This is a genomic window from Dactylosporangium darangshiense (assembly GCF_039537565.1).
In the GTDB taxonomy this organism is placed as follows: Bacteria; Actinomycetota; Actinomycetes; order Mycobacteriales; family Micromonosporaceae; genus Dactylosporangium; species Dactylosporangium darangshiense.
This window is the reverse complement of sequence record NZ_BAABAT010000019.1, coordinates 126,099-150,115: the sequence shown is the minus strand read 5'-3', so window position 1 is coordinate 150,115 and position 24,017 is coordinate 126,099. Positions and strand designations below refer to the sequence as shown.

The 24,017-nt window shown below is 72.0% G+C and carries 25 protein-coding genes; 4 read left to right on the top strand and 21 right to left on the bottom strand.

Annotation, left to right across the window (positions count from 1 at the left end):
- Nucleotides 1–11 precede the first annotated feature (11 nt).
- From ABD901_RS30710 to ruvC, 7 genes are all read right to left on the bottom strand, one after another.
- On the bottom strand, nt 12–536 hold the full coding sequence (locus ABD901_RS30710) for an adenine phosphoribosyltransferase (RefSeq protein WP_345131867.1): 525 nt from the start codon (nt 534–536) through the stop codon (nt 12–14).
- Nucleotides 537–614: 78 nt separating this feature from the next.
- Entirely contained in the window at nt 615–1,790 is a 1,176-nt protein-coding gene (secF, locus tag ABD901_RS30705; RefSeq protein ID WP_345131865.1) for a protein translocase subunit SecF, read from the bottom strand.
- A 2-nt stretch (nt 1,791–1,792) separates the two neighbouring features.
- Complete coding sequence (gene secD / locus ABD901_RS30700; RefSeq protein ID WP_380140049.1) at nt 1,793–3,637, bottom strand: protein translocase subunit SecD; 1,845 nt, start codon at nt 3,635–3,637, stop codon at nt 1,793–1,795.
- 102 nt (nt 3,638–3,739) lie between these two features.
- Nucleotides 3,740–4,087 carry a preprotein translocase subunit YajC gene (yajC, locus tag ABD901_RS30695; RefSeq protein WP_345131861.1) on the bottom strand — a complete coding sequence of 116 codons (348 nt, stop codon included), beginning with the start codon at nt 4,085–4,087 and terminating at the stop codon, nt 3,740–3,742.
- Nucleotides 4,088–4,211: 124 nt separating this feature from the next.
- Entirely contained in the window at nt 4,212–5,276 is a 1,065-nt protein-coding gene (ruvB, locus tag ABD901_RS30690) for a Holliday junction branch migration DNA helicase RuvB (RefSeq protein WP_345131859.1), read from the bottom strand.
- Nucleotides 5,273–5,881, bottom strand: a complete 609-nt coding sequence (gene ruvA, locus ABD901_RS30685; protein WP_345131857.1) for a Holliday junction branch migration protein RuvA — start codon at nt 5,879–5,881, stop codon at nt 5,273–5,275. The genes ruvB and ruvA overlap by 4 nt, the downstream gene beginning before the upstream one ends.
- On the bottom strand, nt 5,878–6,390 hold the full coding sequence (gene ruvC, locus ABD901_RS30680; protein WP_345131855.1) for a crossover junction endodeoxyribonuclease RuvC: 513 nt from the start codon (nt 6,388–6,390) through the stop codon (nt 5,878–5,880). The genes ruvA and ruvC overlap by 4 nt, the downstream gene beginning before the upstream one ends.
- 140 nt (nt 6,391–6,530) lie before the next feature.
- Here ruvC and ABD901_RS30675 point away from each other — a divergent pair, with 140 nt between their 5' ends.
- From ABD901_RS30675 to ABD901_RS30660, 4 genes are read left to right on the top strand one after another with little or no spacing between them, the layout of a single operon-like run.
- The gene (locus tag ABD901_RS30675) at nt 6,531–7,325 is read left to right on the top strand and encodes a 3-hydroxybutyrate dehydrogenase (RefSeq protein ID WP_345131853.1); all 795 of its coding nucleotides are present in this window, start codon (nt 6,531–6,533) and stop codon (nt 7,323–7,325) included.
- An 11-nt stretch (nt 7,326–7,336) separates the two neighbouring features.
- Nucleotides 7,337–9,229, top strand: coding sequence for a helix-turn-helix domain-containing protein (locus ABD901_RS30670; protein WP_345131972.1), 1,893 nt, complete (start codon nt 7,337–7,339; stop codon nt 9,227–9,229).
- Nucleotides 9,230–9,238: 9 nt separating this feature from the next.
- Complete coding sequence (locus ABD901_RS30665) at nt 9,239–9,970, top strand: class I SAM-dependent methyltransferase (protein WP_345131851.1); 732 nt, start codon at nt 9,239–9,241, stop codon at nt 9,968–9,970.
- On the top strand, nt 9,967–10,659 hold the full coding sequence (locus tag ABD901_RS30660) for an SDR family NAD(P)-dependent oxidoreductase (RefSeq protein WP_345131849.1): 693 nt from the start codon (nt 9,967–9,969) through the stop codon (nt 10,657–10,659). Before ABD901_RS30665 ends, ABD901_RS30660 begins: the two co-directional genes overlap by 4 nt.
- 140 nt (nt 10,660–10,799) lie before the next feature.
- Here the strand turns inward: ABD901_RS30660 and ABD901_RS30655 are convergent, their stop codons facing one another.
- The 14 genes from ABD901_RS30655 to ABD901_RS30590 form a co-directional block, all read right to left on the bottom strand.
- A complete protein-coding gene (locus ABD901_RS30655; protein WP_345131847.1) occupies nt 10,800–10,976 on the bottom strand; it encodes a hypothetical protein in 177 nt (58 codons plus the stop codon).
- Nucleotides 10,977–11,141: 165 nt separating this feature from the next.
- Complete coding sequence (locus ABD901_RS30650; protein WP_345131845.1) at nt 11,142–11,753, bottom strand: TetR/AcrR family transcriptional regulator; 612 nt, start codon at nt 11,751–11,753, stop codon at nt 11,142–11,144.
- 57 nt (nt 11,754–11,810) lie between these two features.
- On the bottom strand, nt 11,811–13,421 hold the full coding sequence (locus tag ABD901_RS30645; protein WP_345131842.1) for an MFS transporter: 1,611 nt from the start codon (nt 13,419–13,421) through the stop codon (nt 11,811–11,813).
- Between the two features lie 112 nt (nt 13,422–13,533).
- Entirely contained in the window at nt 13,534–14,463 is a 930-nt protein-coding gene (locus tag ABD901_RS30640) for a branched-chain amino acid ABC transporter permease (RefSeq protein ID WP_345131840.1), read from the bottom strand.
- Nucleotides 14,460–15,332 (bottom strand): branched-chain amino acid ABC transporter permease, encoded by an 873-nt coding sequence (locus ABD901_RS30635; RefSeq protein WP_345131838.1) that lies wholly within the window; start codon nt 15,330–15,332, stop codon nt 14,460–14,462. The genes ABD901_RS30640 and ABD901_RS30635 overlap by 4 nt, the downstream gene beginning before the upstream one ends.
- An 8-nt stretch (nt 15,333–15,340) precedes the next feature.
- Entirely contained in the window at nt 15,341–16,582 is a 1,242-nt protein-coding gene (locus tag ABD901_RS30630; RefSeq protein ID WP_345131836.1) for an ABC transporter substrate-binding protein, read from the bottom strand.
- A gap of 15 nt (nt 16,583–16,597) precedes the next feature.
- Entirely contained in the window at nt 16,598–17,290 is a 693-nt protein-coding gene (locus ABD901_RS30625; RefSeq protein ID WP_345131835.1) for an ABC transporter ATP-binding protein, read from the bottom strand.
- Nucleotides 17,277–18,035 carry an ABC transporter ATP-binding protein gene (locus tag ABD901_RS30620; protein WP_345131833.1) on the bottom strand — a complete coding sequence of 253 codons (759 nt, stop codon included), beginning with the start codon at nt 18,033–18,035 and terminating at the stop codon, nt 17,277–17,279. Before ABD901_RS30620 ends, ABD901_RS30625 begins: the two co-directional genes overlap by 14 nt.
- A gap of 181 nt (nt 18,036–18,216) precedes the next feature.
- A complete protein-coding gene (locus tag ABD901_RS30615; protein ID WP_345131831.1) occupies nt 18,217–19,311 on the bottom strand; it encodes a branched-chain amino acid ABC transporter permease in 1,095 nt (364 codons plus the stop codon).
- Entirely contained in the window at nt 19,308–20,195 is an 888-nt protein-coding gene (locus ABD901_RS30610) for a branched-chain amino acid ABC transporter permease (RefSeq protein ID WP_345131828.1), read from the bottom strand. Before ABD901_RS30610 ends, ABD901_RS30615 begins: the two co-directional genes overlap by 4 nt.
- Nucleotides 20,192–20,911, bottom strand: a complete 720-nt coding sequence (locus ABD901_RS30605; RefSeq protein WP_345131826.1) for an ABC transporter ATP-binding protein — start codon at nt 20,909–20,911, stop codon at nt 20,192–20,194. The genes ABD901_RS30610 and ABD901_RS30605 overlap by 4 nt, the downstream gene beginning before the upstream one ends.
- The gene (locus ABD901_RS30600; protein WP_345131970.1) at nt 20,908–21,651 is read right to left on the bottom strand and encodes an ABC transporter ATP-binding protein; all 744 of its coding nucleotides are present in this window, start codon (nt 21,649–21,651) and stop codon (nt 20,908–20,910) included. Before ABD901_RS30600 ends, ABD901_RS30605 begins: the two co-directional genes overlap by 4 nt.
- A 67-nt stretch (nt 21,652–21,718) precedes the next feature.
- A complete protein-coding gene (locus ABD901_RS30595) occupies nt 21,719–22,927 on the bottom strand; it encodes a substrate-binding domain-containing protein (RefSeq protein WP_380140046.1) in 1,209 nt (402 codons plus the stop codon).
- A gap of 120 nt (nt 22,928–23,047) precedes the next feature.
- Nucleotides 23,048–23,971, bottom strand: a complete 924-nt coding sequence (locus ABD901_RS30590; protein ID WP_345131824.1) for an alpha/beta hydrolase family protein — start codon at nt 23,969–23,971, stop codon at nt 23,048–23,050.
- Nucleotides 23,972–24,017: the final 46 nt, after the last annotated feature.

The following is a 24,017-nucleotide window of genomic DNA, read 5'->3' as shown; positions in this document are numbered from 1 at the left end:
GCGAACGCCCCTCAGACGGTCAAGAGGGCATGAACCGGGCGCGGCGCCAGGCGGGACCGCCCATCGAGGAACGAGAGCTCCAGCAGGACGCTGAAGCCGCTGACGGTGCCGCCGGCGCGCTCGACGAGCTCCAGGGTGGCCGCCGCGGTGCCGCCGGTCGCCAGGACGTCGTCGACGACCAGGACCCGCTCGCCGGCCAGGAACGCGTCGGCGTGGACCTCCAGGGTCGCCTCGCCGTACTCCAGCGCGTAGGTCGCCGACACGGTCGCGCGGGGCAGCTTGCCGGCCTTGCGTACGGGTACCACACCCTTGCCCGTCGCGTAGGCGATCGCCGCGGCGATGACGAACCCGCGCGCCTCGATCCCGGCCACGACGTCGAAGCTCCCCGCGCCGTGCTCGGCCACGATCGCATCGATTGTGGCGGCGAAGGCCGGGCCGTCGGCGAACAGCGGCATCAGGTCCTTGAACAGGACCCCCGGCTTCGGGAAGTCGGGTACGTCCAGGACCTTGCTCGCGACCAGCTCGGCGATCTCCACGGGCCCTCCCTGACAACGGCAACGGGCGCCGCGAACGCGGCGCCCGTTGATTACTACCAGATCGATCTGGCCGGCCGGTTACCGCCGGCCGCTGGTGCCCCCGCCGGGACGGCCGCCCGCGCGCGGGCGCTTGCCCTGTCCGGGCCGGGCCGCCGGACGGGCGCCCGGGCGGGGTGCCGCGCCCGCGAGCTCGGAGCGCTCCAGCGACTTCGCCGGGCCGCCGCTGCCGATCGGCACGCCGTCGCTGTCGCGGGCCACCGTCTGCGACTTGTTCGCCGCCTCCTTGGCCTGCGCGGTGCGCTTGGCCTGGACCCGGGTGGCGTGCGCCTGCAGCCGCGGCTCGCGGCTCTTGAGCTCGGCCAGCACCGGGGTGGCGAAGAAGATCGACGAGTACACCGCGACGCCCATACCGATGAACAGCACCAGGCCGAGGTCCTTCAGCGTGCCGGCGCCCAGCAGGCCGGCGCCGATGAAGAGCAGGCCGCCGACGGGCAGCAGCGCCACGAGGCCGGTGTTGATCGAGCGCATCAGCGTCTGGTTGACGGCCAGGTTGGCCGCCTCGGCATACGTGGAGGTGCTCGAGCCGGTGATGCCCCGGGTGTTCTCCTGCACCTTGTCGAACACCACGACGACGTCGTACAGCGCGAAACCGAGGATCGTCAGGAAGCCGATGACGGTCGACGGCGTGACCTCGAAGCCGACCAGCGAGTACACGCCGCCGGTCAGGATCAGGTCGAGCAGCAGCGAGGCGACCGCCGCCGCGGCCATCCGCCACTCGAACCGCGCGATGAGGTACACCAGCACCACGGCGAGGAAGATCGCGAGGCTCAGCGCCGCCTTGTCGGTGACCTGGCCGCCCCACGAGGTGCTCACCGCGCTGTCGCTGATCTGGCTCGCGTCGATGTTGAAGTGCTGCGCGACCGCGTTCTTGATCTCGGTCTGCCGGGTCGGGTCGTTGATCAGCTCGGTCTTGATGATGTACTGGCTGTCGCCGACGGTCTGGCCGGTCTTGACCGACACGCCCGCGTCGGCGAACGCCGTCTCGACCTGCGACAGGGTGCCGACCTTGACCGGCACGTTGTACTGGTTGCCGCCCTCGAACTCGATGCCGAGCGTGAAGCCCCGCACGAGCATGCTGGCGATGGCGATCACGATCGCGACGCCGGCGACGATGAACCAGATCTTGCGGCGGCCGACGATGTCGACGCCGGCCTCACCGCGGTACAACCGGGCTGCGATGCCGCCTGCGCTCATCGTCAGGCCTCCTTCGTGCGGTTACGACGGGTCGTGACGGTGCTCGCGTCGCCCTGCGGAGCGTGCTCGAGCACCCGGCCGAGACCACTGACCCTCGGTGACAAGAATGCCTTGCTGCGAGCGAAGAGCGTCATGATCGGATGGCGGAAGAGGAAGACGACCACGAGGTCGAGGATCGTCGCCACGCCCAGGGCGAAGGCGAAGCCCTTCACCGAGCCGATCGAGACGATGTACAGGATCGCCGCCGCGAGCAGGGTGATCGTGTTCGCCGAGATGATCGTGCGGCGGGCCCGGACCCAGGCGCGGGGCACCGCGCTGCGCGGGCTGCGGCCCTCGCGGATCTCGTCTTTCAGGCGTTCGAAGTAGATGACGAACGAGTCCGCCGCGACACCTAGCGAGACGATGAAGCCTGCGAAGCCGGCGAGGCTCAGCGTGAAGCCCATCCAGCGGCCCAGGACGATCAGCGACATGAAGACCAGCACGCCGGAGAGCAGGAGGCTGATCATGATGACGCCGCCGAGCAGCCGGTAGTAGAAGAACGAGTAGAGCACGACCAGCAGCAGGCCGATGCCGGCGGCGAGCAGGCCCGCCTCCAGGTGGGAGCTGCCCAGGGTCGCCGAGATGCTCTGCGCGTCCTGCGACTTGAACGACAGCGGCAGGGCGCCGTACTGCAGCTGGCTGGCCAGCAGCTGGGCCTCGGACTTCGTGAAGGTGCCGCTGATCTCCGCGTCACCCGGGATCACGGCCTGGATCGTCGGGGCCGAGACGACCGTGTTGTCGAGCACCACGGCGACCTGCTTGCTGTCCTGGCCGCCGTTGTAGGCCTCGCGGGTCAGGTCGGTCCAGCGGTTCTGCCCATCGCTGTGGAAGGACAGGTTGACCGTCCACTTGCCGTTCTGCGAGTTGATGCTGGAGTCGGCGCCGGAGACGTCGGTGCCGAGGACCTTGGCCACGTCGAGCTGGTACTTCACGCCCGGGCCGCAGGCGACGACCTGCTCCTTGGCGGTGCTGATCGAGCCGACCGGCCGGTGGTTGAGCTTGTCGCACGTGATGTAGGGGATGTTGTACTGCATCGAGGCCGGCAGGACCGCGACCTCGTCCGGCGACAGGTCCTTGAAGCCCTTGTACTGCTCGGCCTTGCTCGGGTCCTTGCTGAAGTCCAGCGGCGCCTGCTCGGCCAGCGCGGCGGCCCACACGGCGTCGCCGAGCTTCTTCTGCACGGCGGCGCGCTGCGTGGCGATGTCCGGGGCCACCGAGTCGGTCGGCGCCGGGGTCGCGCCGGCGGCGGCGCTGCCCGAGGCCGTGGGGGTCGCCGACGGGGCGGCGGACGTGGCGGTGGGGGTCGCCGACGGGCTGGAGCTCGCCGAGGCCGGCGCGCTCGCGGGCGTGGAGGCCGGGGCGCTCGCGGGCGCGGAGGCCGGCGCCGACGCGGAAGCAGAGGGCGATGCCGAGGGGTCGGCCGCGCCCGTGTCGCCCGTCTGGTTCAGCACCGTGCGGAAGCGCAGCTCCGCGGTCTGGCCGATCTGCTTGAGGCGGTCGTCGCTCTTGCCCGGCAGGGAGACGACGATGTTGTTGTTGCCCTCGACGACGACCTCGGCCTCGGAGACGCCCAGGCCGTTGACCCGCTGGTCAATGATGCGGCGGGCGTTCTCCATCTGATCCGGGGTGGGCTTCTTGTTGCCCTCCAGATTCTGGGCCTGCAGCGTGACCGTGGTCCCGCCGATCAGATCAAGGCCGAGTTTCGGCTCGAGCCGGTTGCGCCATCCGCCCGAGCCGCCGAACCATACGATGGAGGCAAGGACGGCGAAGATGACGGCAAGGACGGCGAGCTGGCGGCTCGGGCGCATCGGTGCCTGAGGTTGTGCCACGGCTGTCGGGTCTCCCTACACGACGCCGGCGGGGTTCGCGCGGCGTGAATGTTTCACAGAGCGGGCTTGCGAACGGGACTTTCAGTCGGCGTCCGCGCTGCCGGCGGACTCCTCCTCGGCGGCCTCTTCATCTTCGACGGCCGCTTTCTTGTTCACCTTGCCGATGGCGGCGCGGGCGTACTTGGCGGTGACGCCCGGCGCAATCTCCAGGAGCACGGTGTCGTCGTTGACCTCGACCACGTTGCCGTAAAGCCCGCCGACGGTCACCACCTCGTCGCCCACGCCCATCGAGGCCTGCATGCTCTCGGTCTCGCGGCGGCGCTTCTGCTGCGGACGGATCATGAGGAAGTAGACGAAAGCGGCGAAGGCAACGACGACGAGGAGCGGAAGCGCCCCGCTGCCGCCCGTCTCTCCCGCGGCGTAAATCACGATTGGTGGCCTTCCCGGTCGAGTTATCTGATATCCGCGCAACGGATCGCGGCGAGTCTAGTCGGTGTGTCGGAAACCACGTAGACCGGCGTCCAACATCGCGCCGACCGCGACAGGAATGGAGCTAAGGCTCCAAACTGAACAGATCCGGCGTTTGCGACAAGCCGCCCTGCGGGTTTCCGCCAACGACGGTACCAGCGGGAGCTGGGATTCCAAGGTGTCGCCATGCGCTCGCCGTGGCGACCCGGCCACGAGGAGTGCGCGCAATGAGGCCGGAACGCAGCAAAAAGGGCTCGCAGACCTCCTCGACGGTATCGGGCTGCTCACCGACGGCGACCGCGAGCGTGGACAGGCCGACCGGCCCGCCGCCGTGGCGCAGCAGGGCCGCGAGCACCGCCCGGTCGAGCCGGTCCAGGCCCAGCTCGTCGACGTCGTACACCCGCAGCGCCGCCCGCGCCGCCTTCAGGTCGACCACGCCGTTGCCGCGGACCTCGGCATAGTCGCGGACCCGGCGCAGCAGCCGGTTGGCGATTCGAGGTGTACCGCGGGAGCGCCGCCCGATCTCCACCGCGCCGTCCTCCAGGATCGGCACGTCCAGGATGCGGGCCGAGCGCGTAATGATCTGCTCGAGCTCCTCGGGCTCGTAGAACTCCAGCTGCCCGACGAACCCGAAGCGATCCCGCATCGGGCCGGTGAGCAGGCCGCTGCGGGTCGTCGCGCCGACCAGCGTGAACGGCTCGACGTCCAGCGGGATCGCGGTCGCGCCGGGGCCCTTGCCCACGACGACGTCGACGCGGAAGTCCTCCATGGCGCTGTACAGCAGCTCCTCGGCCGGCCGCGCCATGCGGTGGATCTCGTCGATGAACAGCACGTCGCCGTGCTGCAGGCTGGTCAGCACGGCCGCGAGGTCGCCGGCCCGCTCGATCGCCGGCCCGCTGGTCATCCGCAGCCCGGCGCCCAGCTCGGCGGCGACGATCATGGCCATGGTGGTCTTGCCCAGCCCCGGCGGGCCGGACAGCAGGATGTGGTCCGGCGGGCTGCCGCGGCGCAGCGCGCTCTGCAGCAGCAGGTGCAGCTGCTCGCGCACCCGGTGCTGGCCGATCAGCTCCGACATGCGCTTGGGCCGGACGGTCTGGTCGGCGGCCGCGTCCTCGTCGGACGCCCACGCGCTGACGAGCGGATCGGTCATCGCAAGGTGCCCAGCATCCGGATCGCCTGCTTGAGCAGGACCGGCACGGGCGGGGTGGTCTGCCCGTCGAGCTGCTCGGCGACCGCGGCCACGGCCTGGTCGGCCTGCCCGGCGGTCCAGCCGAGCCCGACGAGGGCCTGGCGCACCTGGTCGTGCCACAGCGCGCCCACGCCGACGCCGACCATCGCGGCGCCGTCGCCCGGCAGCGCGCCGATCTTGTCGCGCAGCTCCAGCACCAGGCGCTCGGCGCCCTTCTTGCCGATGCCGGGCACCCGGGTCAGCGTGGAGGTGTCGCCGCCGGAGATTGCGCGGCGTACCACATCCGGGGTATGCACGGCGAGCACCGCCTGCGCCAGCCGCGGGCCCACCCCGGTCGCCGTCTGCAGCAACTCGAACAGCTGCCGGGCGTCGTCGTCGGCGAACCCGTAGAGGGTCAGCGAGTCCTCGCGCACGACCAGCGAGGTGGCCAGCCGCGCCTCGTGCCCCACGCGCAGGTCGGCGATGGTGTGCGGCGAGCACTGCACGGCGAGCCCGACCCCGCCGACCTCGATCACGGCGCCGTCGGGCGACACCGCCATCACCTTGCCGCGAACGCTCGCGATCACCGGGCCCTCCTCAATGCGGCGCTGATGCGCTCCCGGGCGCCGCCCCGCCAGACATGACAGATGGCCAAGGCTAAGGCGTCGGCGGCGTCGGCCGGGCGCGGCGCGACCTCCAGCCGCAGCAGCCGGGTCACCATCGCCGTGACCTGTGCCTTGTCGGCGTTGCCGTTGCCGCTGATGGCGGCCTTGACCTCGCTCGGGGTGTACAGCTGGACGGGCAGCCCGGCGCGGGCGGCGGCGAGGATGGCCACGGCGCCGGCCTGCGCGGTCCCCATGACGGTGCGCACGTTGTGCTGGCTGAACACGCGCTCGACGGCGACGGCCTCGGGCCGGAACTCCTGCATGACCTCGGCCAGTCGCTCGTCCAGGCCGAGCAGGCGCAGCGGCAGGTCCATGTCGGGGTCGCTGGTGACCACCTCGTAGTGCACGAGCCGGCACGGCCGTCCCGGCTGGCCCTCCACCACGGCGACGCCGCACCGGGTCAGCCCCGGGTCGACCCCAAGCACCCGCACCCAGACCCCCTCATACGTGTGTTCGACACCTTATCCCACGATCGAAAGGGACCGACGCCACGACACACACACCGACTAGCCTGAAGGTATGTGGGCGCGCCCCATGGGACGGGCGCGCGAAGCCTCGTACGTTTCCCGCCATGACGACGCCACACCCCGTTACTCCGCAGCAGGTGGTCGCTCTGGACCTGCGGGGCCGCTCCGCGTTGGTCACCGGCGCCGGCAGCGGCATCGGCCGCGCCGTGGCCGTGCGACTGGCCGCCGCCGGAGCGCGGGTCGTGGCCGTCGACCGCGACGCGGAGCCGGTCAAGACCCTCGCCGAGGAGGCGGGCGTGGTGCCCGTCGTCGCCGACCTCGCCGACCTCGACGACATCGAGGGCCGCCTGGCCGGGCACCTCGACGCGGACATCCTGGTGAACAACGCCGGCCTGCAGCACGTGGCCCCGCTGGACGACTTCCCGCCGGAGCGCTTCGGCTACATCCAGACCGTCATGGTCGCCGCGCCCTTCCGGCTGGTGCGGGCGGTGCTGCCGCACATGTACGCCGGCGGGTGGGGACGCGTCGTCAACATCTCCTCCGTGCACGGGCTGCGGGCCTCGCCGTTCAAGGCGGCGTACGTGACCGCGAAGCACGGCCTGGAGGGCCTGTCGAAGACGGTGGCGCTCGAGGGCGCGCCGCACGGGGTGACCTCCAACTGCATCAACCCCTCCTACGTGCGCACGCCGCTGGTCGAGGGCCAGATCGCCGACCAGGCCAGGACCCACGGCATCGACGAGTCGGAGGTCGTCGAGAAGATCATGCTGACCAGCGCCGCGATCAAGCGCCTCATCGAGCCGGCCGAGGTCGCCGAGCTCGTCGCCTACCTCTGCACCGACGTCGCCGGGTTCATCACCGGTACTTCGCTGTCGATCGACGGCGGCTGGACCGCACACTAGGGCGTGTGACGATGCTGGAGTACCTCGAGCTGCTGGCCCGCGAGGCGGCCACCGTCGAGTTCGAGGGCCCGCTCGTCGCCGCGCGCAACGCCGGCCTGCCGCCGGAGCACATCGCCGAGCTCGAGCAGGCCAAGGTCGTCGCGCTGCGGGTGCGCGCCCTCCTCGAACGGCGCCGCCGGCGCGAGGAGGAGCTCTCCGGGCTGTTCGACACCGCCAGCGACCTCGCCGGGCTGCGTGACGTCGACGCCGTGCTGGCCGCCATCGTGCACCGGGCGCGGACGCTGCTGGGCGCCGACGTGGCGTACATGACGCTGAACGACGAGACGCGCGGCGACACCTACATGCGCGTCACCGACGGCTCGATCTCGGCCCGCTTCCAGGCGCTGCGCCTGCCGATGGGCGCCGGGCTGGGCGGCCTGGTCGCGCAGACCGGCAGCCCCTACGTGACCGCCGACTACCCCCGCGACGAGCGCTTCCGGCACACCGGCGACATCGACGCCGGCGTGAGCGAGGAGGGGCTGGTCGCGATTCTCGGGGTACCGCTGCGGCTCGGATCCAGGATCATCGGCGTGCTCTATGCCGCCAACCGCTCCGCGCGCCCGTTCGCCCGCGAGGAGGTGTCGCTGCTCGTCTCGCTCGCCGCCAACGCCGCCGTCGCGATCGACACCGCCCGGCTGCTCGGCGAGACGCAGGCGGCGCTGGAGGAGCTCTCCGCCGCCAACGGCGTGATTCGCGCGCACAGCGACTCCGTCGAGCGCGCCGCCGCCGCGCACGACCGGATGACCGCCCTCGTCCTGCGGGGCGCCGGCGTCGAGGACGTCGCCGCCGTCGTGGTCGAGGTGCTCGGCGGCTCGCTGCTGGTCCTGGACGCCGAGAACCGCCGCCTCGCGCTCGTCGGCGAGCTCGACCAGCCGGACCCCAGCGCCATCGCCGAGGCCCTCGCCGCCTCCCGCACCGAGGGCCGAAGCGTGCGCCGCGGCCGGCTGTGGTTCGCCGCGGTCGTCGCGGGCGCGGAGAACCTCGGCGCCCTGGTCCTTCGCCCCGACGAGGCGCTCGTCGACGCCGACCAGCGCATCCTCGAGCGGGCCGCGGTCGTCACCGCGCTGCTGCAGCTGTTCCGGCGCACCGTGGCGGAGGCCGAGGGCCGCGTCCGCGGCGAGCTGCTCGACGACGTCATCACCCGCCCGGTCCGCGACGCCGACTCCCTGCGCGCCCGCGCCAAGCGCCTCGGCGTCGACCTCGACGCCCCCAACGTCGTCGTGGCCATCGGCGCCGACGCCCTCACCGGCGGCTCGATCCGCCAGCGGGCCGTCTCGTGGGCGCAGACCTACGCGCAGACCCGCTCCGGCCTCGCCGCCGCCCGCGACGGCCACGTCGTGCTCCTGCTGCCCGGCGACGCGCCCGGCGCCTCCGCCCGCGCGGTCGCCCGCGACCTCGGCAAGCTGCTGGCCCGCCCGGTCACCGCCGGCGCCGGCGGCCCCGCGACCGCACCCGAGGGCATCGCCGCGGCCTACCGCGACGCCGACCGCTGCGTGACCGCGCTGACCGCCCTGGGCCGCACCGGCACCGGCGCCAGCACCGCCGAGCTGGGCTTCGTCGGCCTGCTCCTGGGCTCGGCCCCCGACGGCCGCGACCGGGACGTCCGCTCGTTCCTGGACTCCGCGATCGGCCCCGTCGTCGACTACGACGTCCGCCGCGGCACCGCCCTGGTGAAGACCCTGGAGGCGTACTTCGGCGTCGGCGGCAGCCTCGCCCGCGCCGCCGAGGTCCTGCACGTGCACGTCAACACCGTGACCCAGCGCCTCGAGCGCATCGCACAGCTCCTCGGCGCCGACTGGCAGAAGCCGGAGCGCGCCCTCGAGGTACAGCTGGCCCTTCGCCTGCACCGCCTCAGCAGCTCGTAGATTGTCTGTATGGCCCTCATCGCGTACAACGGCACCGACGCGGCGGCGTTCGCGGCGAACCGGCACCTGAGCGACGACGCGCTGAGCGGTTGGCGTTCGGCCATCATCCGGTACGTCGACCCGCACCCCGGCCACCTGCTCGACCTCGGCTGCGGCACCGGCACCTGGTCCCGCGCCTTCGCCGCATGGTGGCCCGAGGCCGAGATCGTCGCCGTGGAGCCCTCGGCCGCCATGCGCGACCGCGCCGTCTTCTCCCCGATCCTGCCCGGCGACGCCGCGAACGTCCCCGCCGCCGACGCGACCTTCGACGCGGCCTGGCTGTCCACGGTCATCCACCACGTCCCCGACCTGCCGGCCGCCGCTCGCGAGCTGCGCCGCGTCCTGCGCCCGGGGGCCCCGGTTCTGATCCGCTCGGCCTTCTCCGGCCGCCATGAGGGCATCGCCCTGTTCCGGTACTTCCCCGAGGCCATCGAGGTCCTCGACCAGCGTTTCCCCACCGTTGCGGCCGTCGAGTCCGCCTTCGCCGAGGCCGGCTTCACGACCGAGGCCCTTGAGCCGGTACCCCAGCCCACCGCCCCTTCCCTGGCCGACTTCGCCTCGACGCTGCGCCGCGAGGCTCACACCCCGTTGCAGCTGATCACCGACGAGGCGTACGCGGCCGGTCTCGCCCGCCTCCACGCAGCCGCCGAGCTGAGCCCCGACCCGGTGGTGGACGCCCTCGACCTGCTGGTACTGCGGTGACCGCACGCCGCCTGGCCGTCGTGACCGGCGCCGGCCGCGGCCTCGGCGCGGCGCTGGTCTCCTCCCTGGCCGCGCGCGACTGGGACGTCGTCGCGTGCGTGCGAACGGAGCCGTCCGCGGCGGCGCCCCATCCGCGGGTCACGCCGATCCTGCAGGACGTCCGCGACCCGGTCGGCCCGGCCCTGCTGGCCGCCGTGCTCGACCGCCCGCTCGACGCCCTGATCAACAACGCCGGCATCGGCGCACCCGGCGTGCCGCTCGCATCCTGTGACCCGCGGTCCGTGCTGGACGCCGTGGACGTCAACGTGGCGGGCCCGCTGCGGTTGGCCCAGGCGCTCCTGCCGTCCCTGACCTGCGCACCCGCGCCGCTGATCGTCAACGTCTCGTCGCGCCTGGGCTCGGTGTCGGCCCAGGCCGGGGGCGCGTTCGCCGGCCGGAGCACCAGCTACGCGTACCGCATCTCGAAGGCCGCCCAGAACATGCTGACGATCGCGCTGGCACAGGAGCTGTCCGGCCGCGTCCGCTGCTGGGCCGTCCACCCGGGCAGCCTGACGACGTCGATGGGCACGCGCGACGCGACCACTTCGCCCGCGGAGGCCGCGACCCGCCTGGCCGACCTCCTGGACAGCCCCGACCCGACGTCCCCGCGCTACATCTCCCTGGACGGCGGTCCCGACCTCCCCTGGTGACCGGCCTCCGGCGGCGTTTTCTCTCCACGATCAGGCGTTTTCCGCGTTGTTGGAGGCCGGTTTTTCACGATCGCGGAGAGATAGTGCCGCCCTGGCCGACGGCAAACGGCCCCGGCAACCACCGACCGGCGCGGCCGTCATCACGCGGGCGCATCGCCGCCGCCCGACCCGCGCCTGCCGCGCACCATCTGCGTGAACTTGCGTCCGCGCCGCAACAGCCCGCCGCGCCGGGCAAGCAGGCTGGCGCATCGCGGCCGCCCGACCCGCGCCTGCCGCGCTCCGCGCCGCAACGGCGCGCCGGGCAGCAGCAGGCACACAGCAGCTCCGGGCGGGAGCTTCTGCGCGGATTTATCGCCCGACGGGGCATAAGTCCGACAAGTCGTGGCACGGAGTGCCCGACTTGTCGGGAAAAGCCAGCGGCAATGCGACGGCCCGGCGGCGCTGACGAGGCAGCGGCGCCGGGCCGAAGAGGGAGCGGAACGTCAGGCGCTAGCGCCCTGCAGGACGAAGTCGACCAGGTTCTCGGCGAAGTTCTCGTCGGGGACGTTCGGGTTCCAGCGGAGCATGTTCTGCGCCAGCGTCGGCCCCGACAGGACCAGCAGGCACAGCTCCACGTCCAGGTCGGCGCGCAGCTCGCCCGAGGCGATCCCGCGGCGCAGGATGCCGCGCATCACCTCGCGGCGGGGCTCCACGACGCCCTGGTACACCCGCGTCATCTCCCCGCTCTTGAACAGCTCGGGCATCAGGCAGGCGGTGACCTTGCCATACTGCGCCATGCGTTTGTTGCGCATCGCGGCGACCTGTGTGACGAGGTCCTCGCGCACCGACTCGCCGCGCGGCTCGGGCAGTGGGCCCTTCATCGCGAGGACGGCGTCGATGAGCAGCGCCTCCTTGTTGGGCCAGCGGCGGTAGATCGTCGCCTTGCCAACGCCGGCCTTCGCGGCGACCGCCTCGATCGAGATGGCGTCCGCGCTCTGGCCGGAGCTGAGCAGCTCGAACACCGCCTCGACGATCGCCTCGTCGACCCGGGCGCTGCGGGGCCGGCCAGGACCCTTCCGGTCCTGGTCAGGCACCGCATCCACGCTGAGCGTCATGGTTTCCATTGTTACCGAGTTTTCACACCGAAGCTACTCACCGGTCGCCTCGCATCGTCACTCGCCGACCGTTACCAGCTCCACGCCCTGCTCCTCCGCCAGGCTTTCGGCGGTGGACGGGGCGGGGGCGGTCGCGGGGCGCTTGCCGGGCAGCCAGACGACGGCCACGACCGCGCCGAGGATGGCGAAGATCGCGGAGCCGACTGCGGCGCCGTGCATGGCCGAGATGAAGGCGTCGTTCACGTTGTGGATCAGCGCCTGCTGGGCGGGCCCAGCGAGGTGCGACGCCACGGCGTAGCCACCGGAGATCGACTCGCGGGCGCCGTCCCGCGCGGCGGCCGGCAGAGCGGCCGTGCCGTCGGCGACGTGGTCGCGGTAGACCGACGAGATGACGGCCCCGAGGGCGGCCACGCCGAGGGCGCCGCCGACCTGACGGATCGTGTTGCTGACGGCCGATCCGACGCCGGCCTTCTCACGGGGAAGCGACGACATGATCGCCTCCGTCGCGGGCGGCATCACGTTGGCCATGCCGACGCCCATGAGGAAGAACAGCGCGCCGACGATCCAGATCGGGGTGGTCTCGGAGATGAACATCCACGAGGCCAGGCCGATCGCGACCAGGACGAGACCGGTGGTGCTGACCGCCTTCGGGCCGAAGCGCTTGACCATCGCGGCGCTGCGCGGGGCGAAGACCATCTGGGCGGCGGCGAACGGGACGAACAGGGCGCCGGAGGCCAGCGGGCCGTAGCCGCGGACCAGCTGCAGGTAGAAGGCGCTGACGAACATGATGCCCATGGCCGCGAAGAAGACCAGGCCGATCATGCCGGTCGAGGCGCTGAACTTGCTGTTGGAGAACAGCCGGACGTCCAGCGACGGGAACTCGATGCGCCGCTCGTAGAGGGCGAACGCGGCGAGGACCACGACCGAGCCGACCAGAGCGCCCCACGACTCGATCTTGCTGAAGCCGTGGTCGCCGCCCTCGATCACGCCGTAGGTGAGCAGGGTGAGTCCGACGATGGACAGCAGCACGCCGACGAAGTCGATGCGGCCGGGCTTCGGGTCGCGTGACTCGGGGATGAGCGTGTTGACCAGGAACAGGCCCGCGACCACGATCGGGACGTTGATCAGGAAGACCGAGCCCCACCAGAAGTGCTCGAGCAGCAGGCCGCCGACGATCGGGCCGATCGCCACGCCGAGGCCGACCGCGCCGGCCCACACGCCGATGGCGCGGCCGCGCTCGCGCGGGTCGAAGACGTTGGCGATGATCGACAGCGTCGAGGGCATGACCGCCGCGGCGCCGAGGCCCATCAGGGCGCGGGCCCAGATCAGCTGGTCGGGCGAGTGCGAGTAGGCCGAGACGAGCGACGCGATGCCGAACAGCGCGAGGCCGACGGTGAGCGTGATGCGCCGGCCGAGGCGGTCGGCGAGGATGCCGGCGGTGAAGAGCAGGCCGGCGAAGACGAGGGTGTAGGAGTTGATCGCCCACTCGAGCTGGCTCTGGGTCGCGCCCAGGCCCTTCTGCGGGTCGGCGATGGTGCGCATGGCGACGTTGAGGACGGTGTTGTCCAGCACGACCACGAGCAGGCTGATGACGAGCACGCCGAGGATCGCCCAGCGTCGAGGGTGTCCTGTGTTGGTTGGTGCTTGTGCCTGGGTAGCTGCGTCCACGGTGTTGCTCCCCCTGGATTGGAACGCGCGAAAACGATACGGAACAGTTCCGTATCAACGTAGCCCTCGGCGACGCGATACGGAACCGTCTCGTATTGAAAAGTGCGTCCCGTCACACCCGTCGCCACCTGCGGAATAAATCCGCGACGGTGCCCCAGAGCCCCCTTCGGAACAGCAGCACCACCAGCACGAAGATGCCGCCGGTGATCAGCCCGACGAGGGTGAAGCCGGCCTGCGAGAGCTGGTCCTCGAGGTCCACGACGAGCGCCGCGCCGAGCACGCCGCCCCACAGGGTGCCGATCCCGCCGAGCACGACGAGCACCACGCCCTTGCCCGACGTCGTCCAGTGCACGACGTCGAGGGAGACGAAGCCGTGCGCCACGGCGAACAGCCCGCCCCCGAGCCCGGCCAGAAAAGCCGAAAGCACGAAGACCAGGAGTTTGTACCGCGAAGCCGCATACCCCAGCGCCCGCGCCCGGTTCGGGTTGTCCCGGACCGCGACCAGCACCCGGCCGAACGGCGAGTGCACGATCCGCCAGGCCAGCAGCAGGCCGAGCGCCGCGATCGGCAGCGCCGCGTAGTAGAAGTAGTAGGGGTCGGACAGGTCCAGCCCGAAGAACTCCCGCGGCACGCTCTGCAGGCCGTTCTCGCCGCCGGTGACCGACGACCACTCGTTGGCCACGAAGTACACCATCTGCGCGAACGCCAGCGTGACCATCGCGAAGTAGATCCCGCTGCGGCGCACCGCGAGGTACCCGATCGGCACCGCCAGCGCCGCGGAGAGCAGCGCCCCGCCCAGGACCGCGACCGGGAACGGCGCGCCGAGGCGGGCGGCGATGAGCCCGGCGGTGTACGCCGAGGTACCCCAGAAGGCGGCATGGCCGAACGACAGCAGCCCGCCGTAGCCGAGCAGCAGGTCGATCGCGACCGCGAACAGCGCCCAGCAGAGCATGTCCACGGCCACCGCCGGGTAGAGCCCGTTGGGCAGCCAGACCGCCACGGCGACGGCGACCCCCAGCAACACCCACCTCATGCCTTTCATGCCGCACCCTCCTCCCGGCCGAACAGCCCGGCCGGCCGGAACAGCAACACCAGCGCCATGACCAGGAAGATGAGCGTCTGGGCCAGCAGCGCCGGCCCGTATGCCTCGCTCCACGCCTGCAGCAGCCCGATGCCGAAGCCGGCGGCGACCGAGCCGAAGACCGAGCCGAGCCCGCCGATCACCACGACCGCGAAGACGCCGATGATGAGGTCGCCGCCCATGAGCGGGTTGACCGCCCGCATCGGCGCGGCCAGGACACCGGCGAGGGCCGCGAGCGCGACGCCGAAGCCGAACACGGGCGCGATCCACCGCCCGACGTCGATGCCGAGCGCCCGGGTGAGCTCCGGGCGCTCGGTGCCGGCCCGCACGACCATGCCCACCCGGGTCCTGGTGAGCACCCACCACACCACCACGCACAGCGCGACGGCGACGCCGAAGACGAAGACCCGGTACGCCGGGAAGTCGAACAGCCCGAAGTCGACGGTGCCGCCGAGCCCCGCGGGGGCGTGGTAGGGGTTGGACTGCGAGCCGTAGCGGGCCTTCACCACGTCCTGCAGGATCAGGGTCAGGCCGAACGTCAGCAGGAAGTTGTACAGCGGGTCCAATGTGGACAGCCGCCGGATGACGGTGCTCTCCAGCGCGACGCCGAGCAGGCCGAGCACCACGGGTACCACCAGCAGCGCCACCCAGAAGGAGAGCCCGAAGGAATCCAGCAGGAAGAACGCGCCGACCGCGCCGAGCATGTAGAACGCGCCGTGTGCGAAGTTGACGACGCGCAGCATCCCGAAGATCACGGCCAGGCCGAGGGCGAGCAGCGCGTAGAAGCTGCCCCCGACCAGGCCGTTGAACGTGTGGGTGAGCAGGCCCATGGCGGGACTCAGAGCTTGCAGTCGGCCGACGGGGCGCGGAACGCCTCCTGCGCTGGGATGGTCTTCACGATCTGCTCGTAGTCCCAGGGCTCCTTCACGTCGCTGCCCGGCTTGACCTTGGCGAGGTAGGCGTCGTGCAGCACGCGGTGGTCGGCGGCGCGGAACTCGCCGTTGCGCAGGAAGAAGTCGTTGACCTTCTTGCCCTCCAGCTGCTTGACGACCGCGTCGGCGTCGTCGGTGCCGGCGGCCTGGACGGCCTCGAGGTACTGCATCGCCGCCGAGTAGTTGGCCGCGTGCGCGAACGTCGGGCGCTGGCCGCCGGCCTTGGCGGCGAACTTGTCGGCCCAGGCGCGGTTCTGCTCGTCGAAGTTCCAGTACCACGCGTCGGTGAAGGTGGTGCCGGCCAGCGCGTCCGGGGTCAGCGAGTTGATGTCGGTGAGGAACATGAGCCCGACGGCGAGCCCGACGCCCTTGTCCTTGAGCTTGAACTCGTTGTACTGCTTGACGAGGTTGACCAGGTCCGCGCCCGCCTGCATGGTGCCCAGCACGTCCGGCTTGGGGTTCAGCGTGGGCGCCTTGAGCAGGAACGTGGAGAAGTTGTCGTTCGGGAACGGCGTCGGGTCGCTGGCGATGACGGTGCCGCCGCCCTTGGCGACCGCGGCCGCGAACGACTTCTGCATGTCCTGGCCGAAGGCGTAGTCGGGGTAGACGATGTACCAGTTCTTGGCGCCGGCCTGGGTGGCCGCGGTGCCGGTGCCGTTGGCGAGCATCGCCGTGTCGTAGGCGTAGTGGAACGTGTACTTGTTGCAGGACTTGCCGGTCAGGTCCGTGGTGGCGCCGGAGATGTTGAAGTACAGCTTCTTGGCCTGCTTGGCCACGTCGGCGACCTTCAGCGCGGCCGAGGACGTCGGCACGTCGAGGATCGCGTCGACGCCGAGCCGGTCGTACATCTCGCTGGCGCGGGTGTTGGCGACGTCGGGCTTGTTCTGGTGGTCGGCGGTCTCGACGGTGATGTTCTTGGTGATCGCCTTGTCGCCGTACTTGGCCTTGAAGTCCTCGACGGCCATCTGCACGGCCACGACGGAGTTCTTGCCGGACAGCTGGGCGTAGACGCCGGACTGGTCGTTGAGCACGCCCAGGACGATCTTGTCGCCGGTGAGCTTGCTGTTGCCCGACGTGCGGGGGCCACCGCCGCCGCAGCCGGCGAGCGTGACACACAGGGCGGCGCCTATGGCGAGGGACTTCTTCATCAGGTGTACCTCCGGTCAGATGCCGAGGAGCGCGAGGAACTCGGCCTCGCGTGAGCGCACGTCGGCGTTGTCGAAAGTGCCGGCGATCCGCCCCTCGGCGAGCAGGTAGTGGCGGTCGGCGATGGTGGTGGCGAAGCGCAGGTTCTGCTCGACGAGCAGGACGGTGACGCCGTGGTCGCGGGCCTTGGCGAGGATCTCGCCGACCCGGCGGACCAGCAGCGGTGACAGGCCCTCGGTGGGCTCGTCGCACAGCAGGACGGTGGCGCCCATGCGCAGCACCCGGGCGAGGGCGAGCATCTGCTGCTCGCCGCCGGAGAGCTTGGTTGCCGGGCTGTTGCGCCGCTCGTACAGGTTGGGGAACGCCTCGTGGATCTCGTCGAGGCCCCACGGGCGGGGTCCGACGACCGGCGGCAGGGCGAGGTGCTCGGCGACGCTCAGGGTGGCGTAGGCGCCGCGGTCGTCGGGCACCCAGCCGAGGCCCGCCCGGGCGCGCCGGTGCGCGGGCCGGCGGGTGACATCGGCGCCGGCGAGCTCGACCTTGCCGGACTGCCCGGCGTGCAGCCCCATGACGCAGCGCAGCAGCGTGGTCTTGCCGGCGCCGTTGCGCCCGCACAGCGTGACCACCTCGCCCTGCCCGACGTGCAGGTCGACCTCGCGCAGGACGCGCGCCTCGCCGTACCACGCGGACAGCCCCTCAATGCGCAGCATCGACGCTCCCCAGGTATGCCTCGACGACACGCTCGTCGGCGCGCACCTGGTCGTATGGGCCCTCGGCGAGGACCCGACCGGACTGCAGCACCGTCACGCGGTCGGCGAGGCGGCCGACGACGCTCATGTTGTGCTCGACGAGCACGACGGTTCGCCCGTCGCGCACGGCGGCGATCAGCTCGACGGTGCGCTCGACGTCCTCGACGCCCATGCCGGCCGTCGGCTCGTCCAGCAGCAGCACCTTCGGGTCCAGGGCGAGCGCGATCGCGAGCTCCAGGGCCCGCTTGCGCCCGTAGGCGAGGCTCCCCGCCGCCTCGCCGGCCGACTCGGCCAGCCCCACCCGCTCGAGCAGCTCGTCGGCGCGCTCGCGGAAGCGGCGCAGCAGCCGGTCGGAGCGCCAGAACGCCCAGCCCAGCGACGTGGCGCCCTGCAGCGCGAGCTCGACGTGCGCCCGCACCGTCTGCTGCGGGAACAGGCTCGCGATCTGGAACGAGCGGGCCATGCCCAGGCGCGCGACCCGCTCGGGCGCGAGCCCGGTGATGTCGTGCCCCTGCAGCTCGATCCGCCCGGCGGTCGGCGCGAGGAACCCGGTCAGCAGGTTGAACAGCGTCGTCTTGCCGGCGCCGTTGGGCCCGACGAGCGCGTGGACGCTGCCGGCCGCGACGTCGAGATCGACGCCGTCGACGGCGCGGAACCCGCGGAAATCGCGCGTGAGACCACGCGCGGCGAGCGCGGAACCCTCCATGTGGGACACACCCCCTTTGGCGGTCGAAGGTGACGGCCGCCACAAGCTATGGCCGCCGTCACCAACGTCACCACGGAGTCGATCCACACATTTCTCTATGGAAGTGTGTGACGATCACATATCCGATACGCACGAAAAATCCGGCCAGCAAGCTGGCCGGATTTTTCGGATATATCAGTATTTACCGCCGCTCTGGTATCCACCTCGCCAGCGGGCCCAGGCGCGTGCGCAGGCCCGCCAGTCCGCCCGGGAAGAAGTAGACGGCCAGGATGAACACGGTGCCGAGGATGAACAGCGGCTGCGACAGGGGGCCGCGCAGCACCCCGGGCAGGCCGGCCACCGCGTCGGAGTCGCCCAGCGCGACCAGGCGGTAGTCGAGGTACGTGAACAGGAACCCGCCGATGAGCGGTCCCCAGCGCGTGCCGGGCCCGCCCAGCACCACCATGACCAGGAGCGTCAGCGTCTGGTCCGACGCGGCGATGTGCGGGGTCGCGCCGCCGATGAGCAGCGCGTACATGGCGCCGGCGAGGCCCGCCAGGCCGCCCGCGACGGTGAAGGCGAACAGGCGGTACCGATAAGGGTCCAGGCCCAGGACGCCGACGCGCCGCTCGTCGTCGCGGACCGCGGCCAGCACGCGCCCGGCCGGCGAGTCGGCGATCGCGTGCACGACGAGCACGGTGATGACGACGACGCCCAGGGCGAGCCAGTACAGGTTCACGGTGTTGGCCACGCCGACGAGGAAGCCGGGCACCCGCTCGGTCGCCATCGGCAGGCCCTCCTCGCCGCCGGTCGCGCCGCCCGGGTTGCGCCCGATCGTGATCGCGGCGACCTGCGCGAAGGCGAGCGTCACCATCGCGAAGGCGATGCCGCCGGTGCGCAGCGCGATCGCGCCCAGCAGCGCGGCCAGGGTGGCGGTGCCGACGACCGCGAGCAGGATCGCCGTCCACAGGCCGTAGCCGGCCTTGGTGACCAGCATGTCGGTGCCGTAGACGCCGGCGGCGAAGTAGAGCGCGTGGCCGAACGACAGCATGCCGGTGCGGCCGAAGAGCAGGTCGTAGCCCATCGCGAGGGCGCCGAAGACCAGGCACAGGGCCAGCAGCTGCAGGGTGCCGGGCGCGTTGACCGCGGAGTCGAACACGCCGGGGATCTTCAGGCCGCAGTACGGCAGGGCGAGGAACACGACCAGCACCACGAGCGGGCCGAAGCGCGCCCACGGCACCCGCGTGCGGGCCGGCGCCGCGGCCGCCTGCGTGGGTTGCGCCGTCTGTGTCGTCATGAGGTGGCGACCTTCCCGGTGATCCCTTGTGGACGGACGAGCAGCACGACCGCCAGCAGCGCCACGACGCAGATGTCGCCGAGGCCCGACCAGCTGTAGTTGACGAACTGCTGCAGCAGGCCGACGGCGACCGCGGCGTAGGCGGCGCCGGTGACCGAGCCCATGCCGCCGATGACGACGACGATGAACCCGAAGATGAGCAGCGAGCTGCCGCCGGTCGGCGAGATCGAGCCCGCGTAGACGCCGCCGAGCGCGCCGGCCAGGGCCGCGGCGGCGCCGCCGATGGCGAACACGAGCGTGAACGCCCGGCGCACGTCGATGCCGAGCGCGGTGACCATCGAGCGGTCCTCGACGCCGGCGCGGATGACCAGACCGATCCTGGTGTACTTCAGGAAGGCCAGCAGCCCCGCGAGCACCGCGACGGCGGCGCCGATGAGCAGGAAGCGGTCGTTGGGCACCCGCGCGCCGGCGATCGAGGTGAGGTGCTGCGTCCACTGCGGGCGCGGGTACGGCTTCGGGTCGCTGCCCCAGGACGCCTGCAGCAGCGCGACACCGGCCAGCGAGAGCCCGACGGTGACGAGCACCTGCTCGATCGTGCGCCGGTACAGCGGCCGGATGAGCACCAGCTCGACCAGCGCCGCGACGAGCGTGCCGCAGACGACGCCGAAGACGACGGCGAGCACGAAGCCCCAGCCGTTCGGCCCGGCCCCCGGCAGGTGGTCCGAGGCCCACCAGGTGCCGTATGCCCCGACGGAGAGGAACAGGCCGTGCGCGAAGTTCAGCACGTCGGCGAGGCCGAAGACGAGCGCGAGCCCCGAGGCCACGAGGAAGTACAGCGCCGCCAGGCCCAGGCCTGTCAGCGTCAGCAGCACCACGGTGCTCATGCGTGCTCCCCCTTTCCGACGCCCAGCAGCGCCTTGGTCTTCTCGGTGTAGTCGAGCAGGTCGTTCGCCCGGCCCGTGTAGGCCACCCGGCCGTTGGCGATGACGACCGCGTCCTGGGCGAGCCGGCGCACCACGGCGAGGTTCTGCTCGACCAGCAGCATCGGCACGACCTGGGCGACCGCGTGCAGGGCGGCGGCCACCTCGCTCACCACCTTCGGGGCGAGGCCCTTGGTCGGCTCGTCGATGAGCAGCAGCCGGTTGGGGTTGAGCAGCACCCGGCCGATGGCGAGCATCTGCTGCTGGCCGCCGGACAGGGTGCCGGCCCGCTGCCGGCCGCGCCGGTGCAGCTCCGGGAACAGCCCGTAGACGCGGTTGTAGTCCGGGTCGCCGCCGGGGCGCTCGGCCAGGCGGAGGTTCTCGGCGACGGTCAGCCCGCCGAAGACGCCGCGGTCCTCGGGCACGTAGCCGAGGCCGTCGCGTACGAGCCGGTGCGTGGGCTGGCGGGTGATCGGCGCGCCGGCGAGGCGGACGTCGCCGGCGAGCTCGGCCTTCGGCGGCAGCAGGCCCAGCACCGCCTTGAGCGTGGTGGTCTTGCCGACGCCGTTGCGCCCGAGCAGCGCGGTGACGCCGTGCGGCGCGACACCGAACGTGACGCCCTGCAGGATGTGCGACCCGGCGATGCGCACCGACAGGTCGCCGATCTCGAGGATGTTCACAGCTTCTCCCCCAGGTACGCCTCCTGGACGGTCCGGTCGGCCATGACCACCTCCGGGGTGTCGCAGACCAGCAGCGCGCCGTGGTGCATGACCGCGACGCGGTCGGCGAGGTCGAGTACGACGTCCATGTGGTGCTCGACCATGAGGACGCTGCGCCGCTCGTCGCGGGTCAGGCTGCGGATCAGCGCGACCAGCCCCGGCACGTCCTCGGCGCTGACGCCGGCCATCGGCTCGTCGAGCAGCAGCACCCGGGGCTCGCCGGCCAGCAGCAGCGCGATCTCGAGCTTGCGCTTCTCGCCGTGCGCCAGGGTGCCCGCGAGGGCGCCGGCGCGGTGGTCCAGGCCGACCCGCCAGAGCACGCGATCGGCCCGCTCGGCGATGTCGCGGTCGCGGCCGGGCCACGGGAACGGGCGGATCGAGCCGCCCCGGCGGGCCTGCACGGCGAGGCGGACGTTGGCCGCGACGCTGAGCGAGGAGAACACCGACGAGGACTGGAACGTGCGGCCGAGCCCGAGCCGGGCCCGCCGGTGCGGCGGGAGCCGGGTCAGGTCGTGCCCGTCGAGGGACACCGAGCCGTCCGAGGGGCGGCGCAGGCCGGAGATGAGGTTGAACAGCGACGTCTTGCCGGCGCCGTTCGGGCCGATGACGGCCAGGAACTCGCCCTCGGCGAGGTCGATCGACACCCCGTCGACGATGGCGACGCCGCCGACCCGCCAGGTCAGCCGCCGGGTGGAGAGCAGGCCGGAGGCCGGGGCGTCCGCAGACCCCCCGGCTTCCGGGTTGGACATGGTGCCGAGCGACACCGGCTCAGCCCTTCATCTGCGCGACCGGCGGCGCGGCGTCGGCCTGGTCGAGCGCCTTGACCAGCTCGGGCTTGAGGTCCGCGCCGCTGCCGGTGAACTTGCCCTGGAACATCGGCTGCAGCAGGGCGTGGTCCTCCTTGCGGACGGTCAGCTTGCCCTTGACGCCGTCGAAGCTCCAGCCCTCCAGGGCCGTGACCATCTTGTCGACGTCGTCGCCGCCCTCCTGCGCGGCCCGGACCACCATCTGGGCGGCGGTGAAGCCGTCCGGGTGGAACAGGTCGACCTTGCCGCCGTCGACGCTCTTGCGCAGCGCCGCCACGGCCTCGTTGTCGCTGGCGCCGTCGAAGTAGTGCGCCAGCAGCGAGATCTTGGAGCCGGCCGCGCCGAACGTCGGCCAGGAGGCGCGCTGGTCGATGCCGGTGACCACGAGCGTCGAGCCGAGCACGCCCTGCTGGTCCAGGGCCTGCCACATGGCGGTGGCGGTGGTGCCGGCCCAGGCGACGAAGACCATGTCGGCCTTCGCGTTCTTGGCCTGCACCGCGAAGCCGGTGAAGTCGGTGGCGTTGGCCGGCACGGCGAGCGTGTCGACGGTGGCGCCGGCGCCGCCGACGACCGCCTTGACCGCGTCGGCGTTGGACTTGCCGAACGCGCCCTCCTGGGTGAAGACGAGGACCTTCTTGCCCGCGGGGGCGGCCAGGTAGGACTTGGCCGCGAGCACGTCCTGGTAGGACTGGCGGCCGGAGCGGAAGGTGTACTTGTTGATGCCGGTGATCGCATCGGTGGCGGCCGGCCCGGAGATGAACAGCACCTTGTTCTGCGCCGCGAGCGGCGCCATCTGCCCGGCGACCGCCGACGAGGTGCTGCCGGCGAGGATCTTGTACCCCTGGCCGATGAGGTCCTTGCCGGCCGAGACCGCCTTGGCGGCATCGCCGGCGTCGTCGACCTCCTTGACCTCGATCGGGCGGTTGCCGACCTTGCCGGTGCCCTTGGTGGCGTAGGCGAGGCCGGCCTTCCAGCCCTCGATGTACTGCTTGCCGTAGCTCGCGAGCGGCCCGGTCTGCGAGTAGACGAGCCCGACCTTGATCGGTGCGCCGTCGCCGGCCGGCTCCTGCGCGGCCTCCTGCGGGCTGCTGCACGCGGACGCGAACGTCGCGGCGAGCGAGAGACCCAGCGCCGCGAACAACACCCGCCGCGGCGCGCTTGTCTGCCTGATCAACGCTTCCTCCGTGTGAACGCCTTGTTAAGGCCAGCGCCTGCTGGCGGTGTTCGCACACGCTAGGAGTGGCGTCGGGCACGTAGCTATGTGGGCAGGCCACACAGAATCGGGCGAACCCTATGGGGCCACCCGGTCGAGGAAGGCTCCGAGCAGGGGAAGGAACCCCGGGGACAGCTGCTCGAAGAGCGGGACGCCGGGGTCCGGCGGCACGGGGTACAACATGTGGCCCACCCCGGGCAGCACCGCCACGCCGTTGCTGCCGCGGTGCCTCGACGGGAGCCGCTCGCCGAGCACGGCCAGGCTGCGCTCCACCGGCACGTGCTCGTCGTCGGCGCCGAAGAACGCCATGATCGGGCAGGGCAGGAACGGCAGCAGCGCCGCGGGGTCGAAGCTCAGCGCCCGGGCGAAGAACCCGAGCTCCTCGGCGGTGTCGTAGGGCCGGTCGCAGACCACCGCGGCCCAGTCGTTCCCGGCGAAACGGGCCTGGTCGGCGTGCACCCGCCGCGGGTCCTCGCCGGCCGCGAGCCGGGCGGCGCGCTCGTCCGCCCACGCCAGGCCCGCCTCGACGGACTGCTCGGGCACGCCCTTGCGGCGCATGACCCGGGCGAGCAGGGTGCGCTCCTGCTCCTCCATGCCGACGAACGGCCCGCCGAGCGTGACCACGTAGTCGACCTGGTCGGGCGCGGTGACCGCGGCGAGCAGGCTGACCCAGCCGCCCTGGCTGTAGCCGATCAGCCCGGCCCGCTCGACGCCGGCGTGCTTGCGCAGGGTGGACAGCGCGGCGAGGGCCTCGGCGGCGCGGTCGGCGAAGGTCTGCCGGCGCCAGTCGCCGGGCGAGCCGCCGCAGCCGGGCTTGTCGTGGCGCAGGGTGGCGACGCCGCGCTCGGCGAGCCAGCCCGGCACGCCCTGCCAGGCGTCGCGGGTGGCCGGTCCGGAGCCGTCGGACAGCACGAGCCCGGCGTGCGCGGGGCCGCCGGGCATGGCCAGGACCGCGTGCAGCGGCCCCATCGCGGAATCGACGATGATTTCTGTCTCAGGCATGGCAAGGCCCTCCCACCGCGAATCTAACAGCGGCGGGAGGGCCTTG

What these genes read in the sequence shown, in the direction of transcription:
- ABD901_RS30670 (WP_345131972.1), top strand. Translation starts at nt 7,337, where the DNA reads ATGCTGGAGTACCTCGAGCTGCTGGCCCGCGAGGCGGCCACCGTCGAG.
- ABD901_RS30590 (WP_345131824.1), bottom strand. Translation starts at nt 23,971, where the DNA reads ATGCCTGAGACAGAAATCATCGTCGATTCCGCGATGGGGCCGCTGCAC.
- ABD901_RS30615 (WP_345131831.1), bottom strand. Translation starts at nt 19,311, where the DNA reads ATGACGACACAGACGGCGCAACCCACGCAGGCGGCCGCGGCGCCGGCC.
- ABD901_RS30625 (WP_345131835.1), bottom strand. Translation starts at nt 17,290, where the DNA reads ATGCTGCGCATTGAGGGGCTGTCCGCGTGGTACGGCGAGGCGCGCGTC.
- ABD901_RS30635 (WP_345131838.1), bottom strand. Translation starts at nt 15,332, where the DNA reads ATGGGCCTGCTCACCCACACGTTCAACGGCCTGGTCGGGGGCAGCTTC.
- ruvB (WP_345131859.1), bottom strand. Translation starts at nt 5,276, where the DNA reads ATGACCGATCCGCTCGTCAGCGCGTGGGCGTCCGACGAGGACGCGGCC.
- ABD901_RS30640 (WP_345131840.1), bottom strand. Translation starts at nt 14,463, where the DNA reads ATGAAAGGCATGAGGTGGGTGTTGCTGGGGGTCGCCGTCGCCGTGGCG.
- ABD901_RS30675 (WP_345131853.1), top strand. Translation starts at nt 6,531, where the DNA reads ATGACGACGCCACACCCCGTTACTCCGCAGCAGGTGGTCGCTCTGGAC.
- secF (WP_345131865.1), bottom strand. Translation starts at nt 1,790, where the DNA reads ATGAGCGCAGGCGGCATCGCAGCCCGGTTGTACCGCGGTGAGGCCGGC.
- ABD901_RS30620 (WP_345131833.1), bottom strand. Translation starts at nt 18,035, where the DNA reads ATGGAGGGTTCCGCGCTCGCCGCGCGTGGTCTCACGCGCGATTTCCGC.
- ABD901_RS30630 (WP_345131836.1), bottom strand. Translation starts at nt 16,582, where the DNA reads ATGAAGAAGTCCCTCGCCATAGGCGCCGCCCTGTGTGTCACGCTCGCC.
- secD (WP_380140049.1), bottom strand. Translation starts at nt 3,637, where the DNA reads ATGCGCCCGAGCCGCCAGCTCGCCGTCCTTGCCGTCATCTTCGCCGTC.
- ABD901_RS30665 (WP_345131851.1), top strand. Translation starts at nt 9,239, where the DNA reads ATGGCCCTCATCGCGTACAACGGCACCGACGCGGCGGCGTTCGCGGCG.
- ABD901_RS30650 (WP_345131845.1), bottom strand. Translation starts at nt 11,753, where the DNA reads ATGACGCTCAGCGTGGATGCGGTGCCTGACCAGGACCGGAAGGGTCCT.
- ABD901_RS30610 (WP_345131828.1), bottom strand. Translation starts at nt 20,195, where the DNA reads ATGAGCACCGTGGTGCTGCTGACGCTGACAGGCCTGGGCCTGGCGGCG.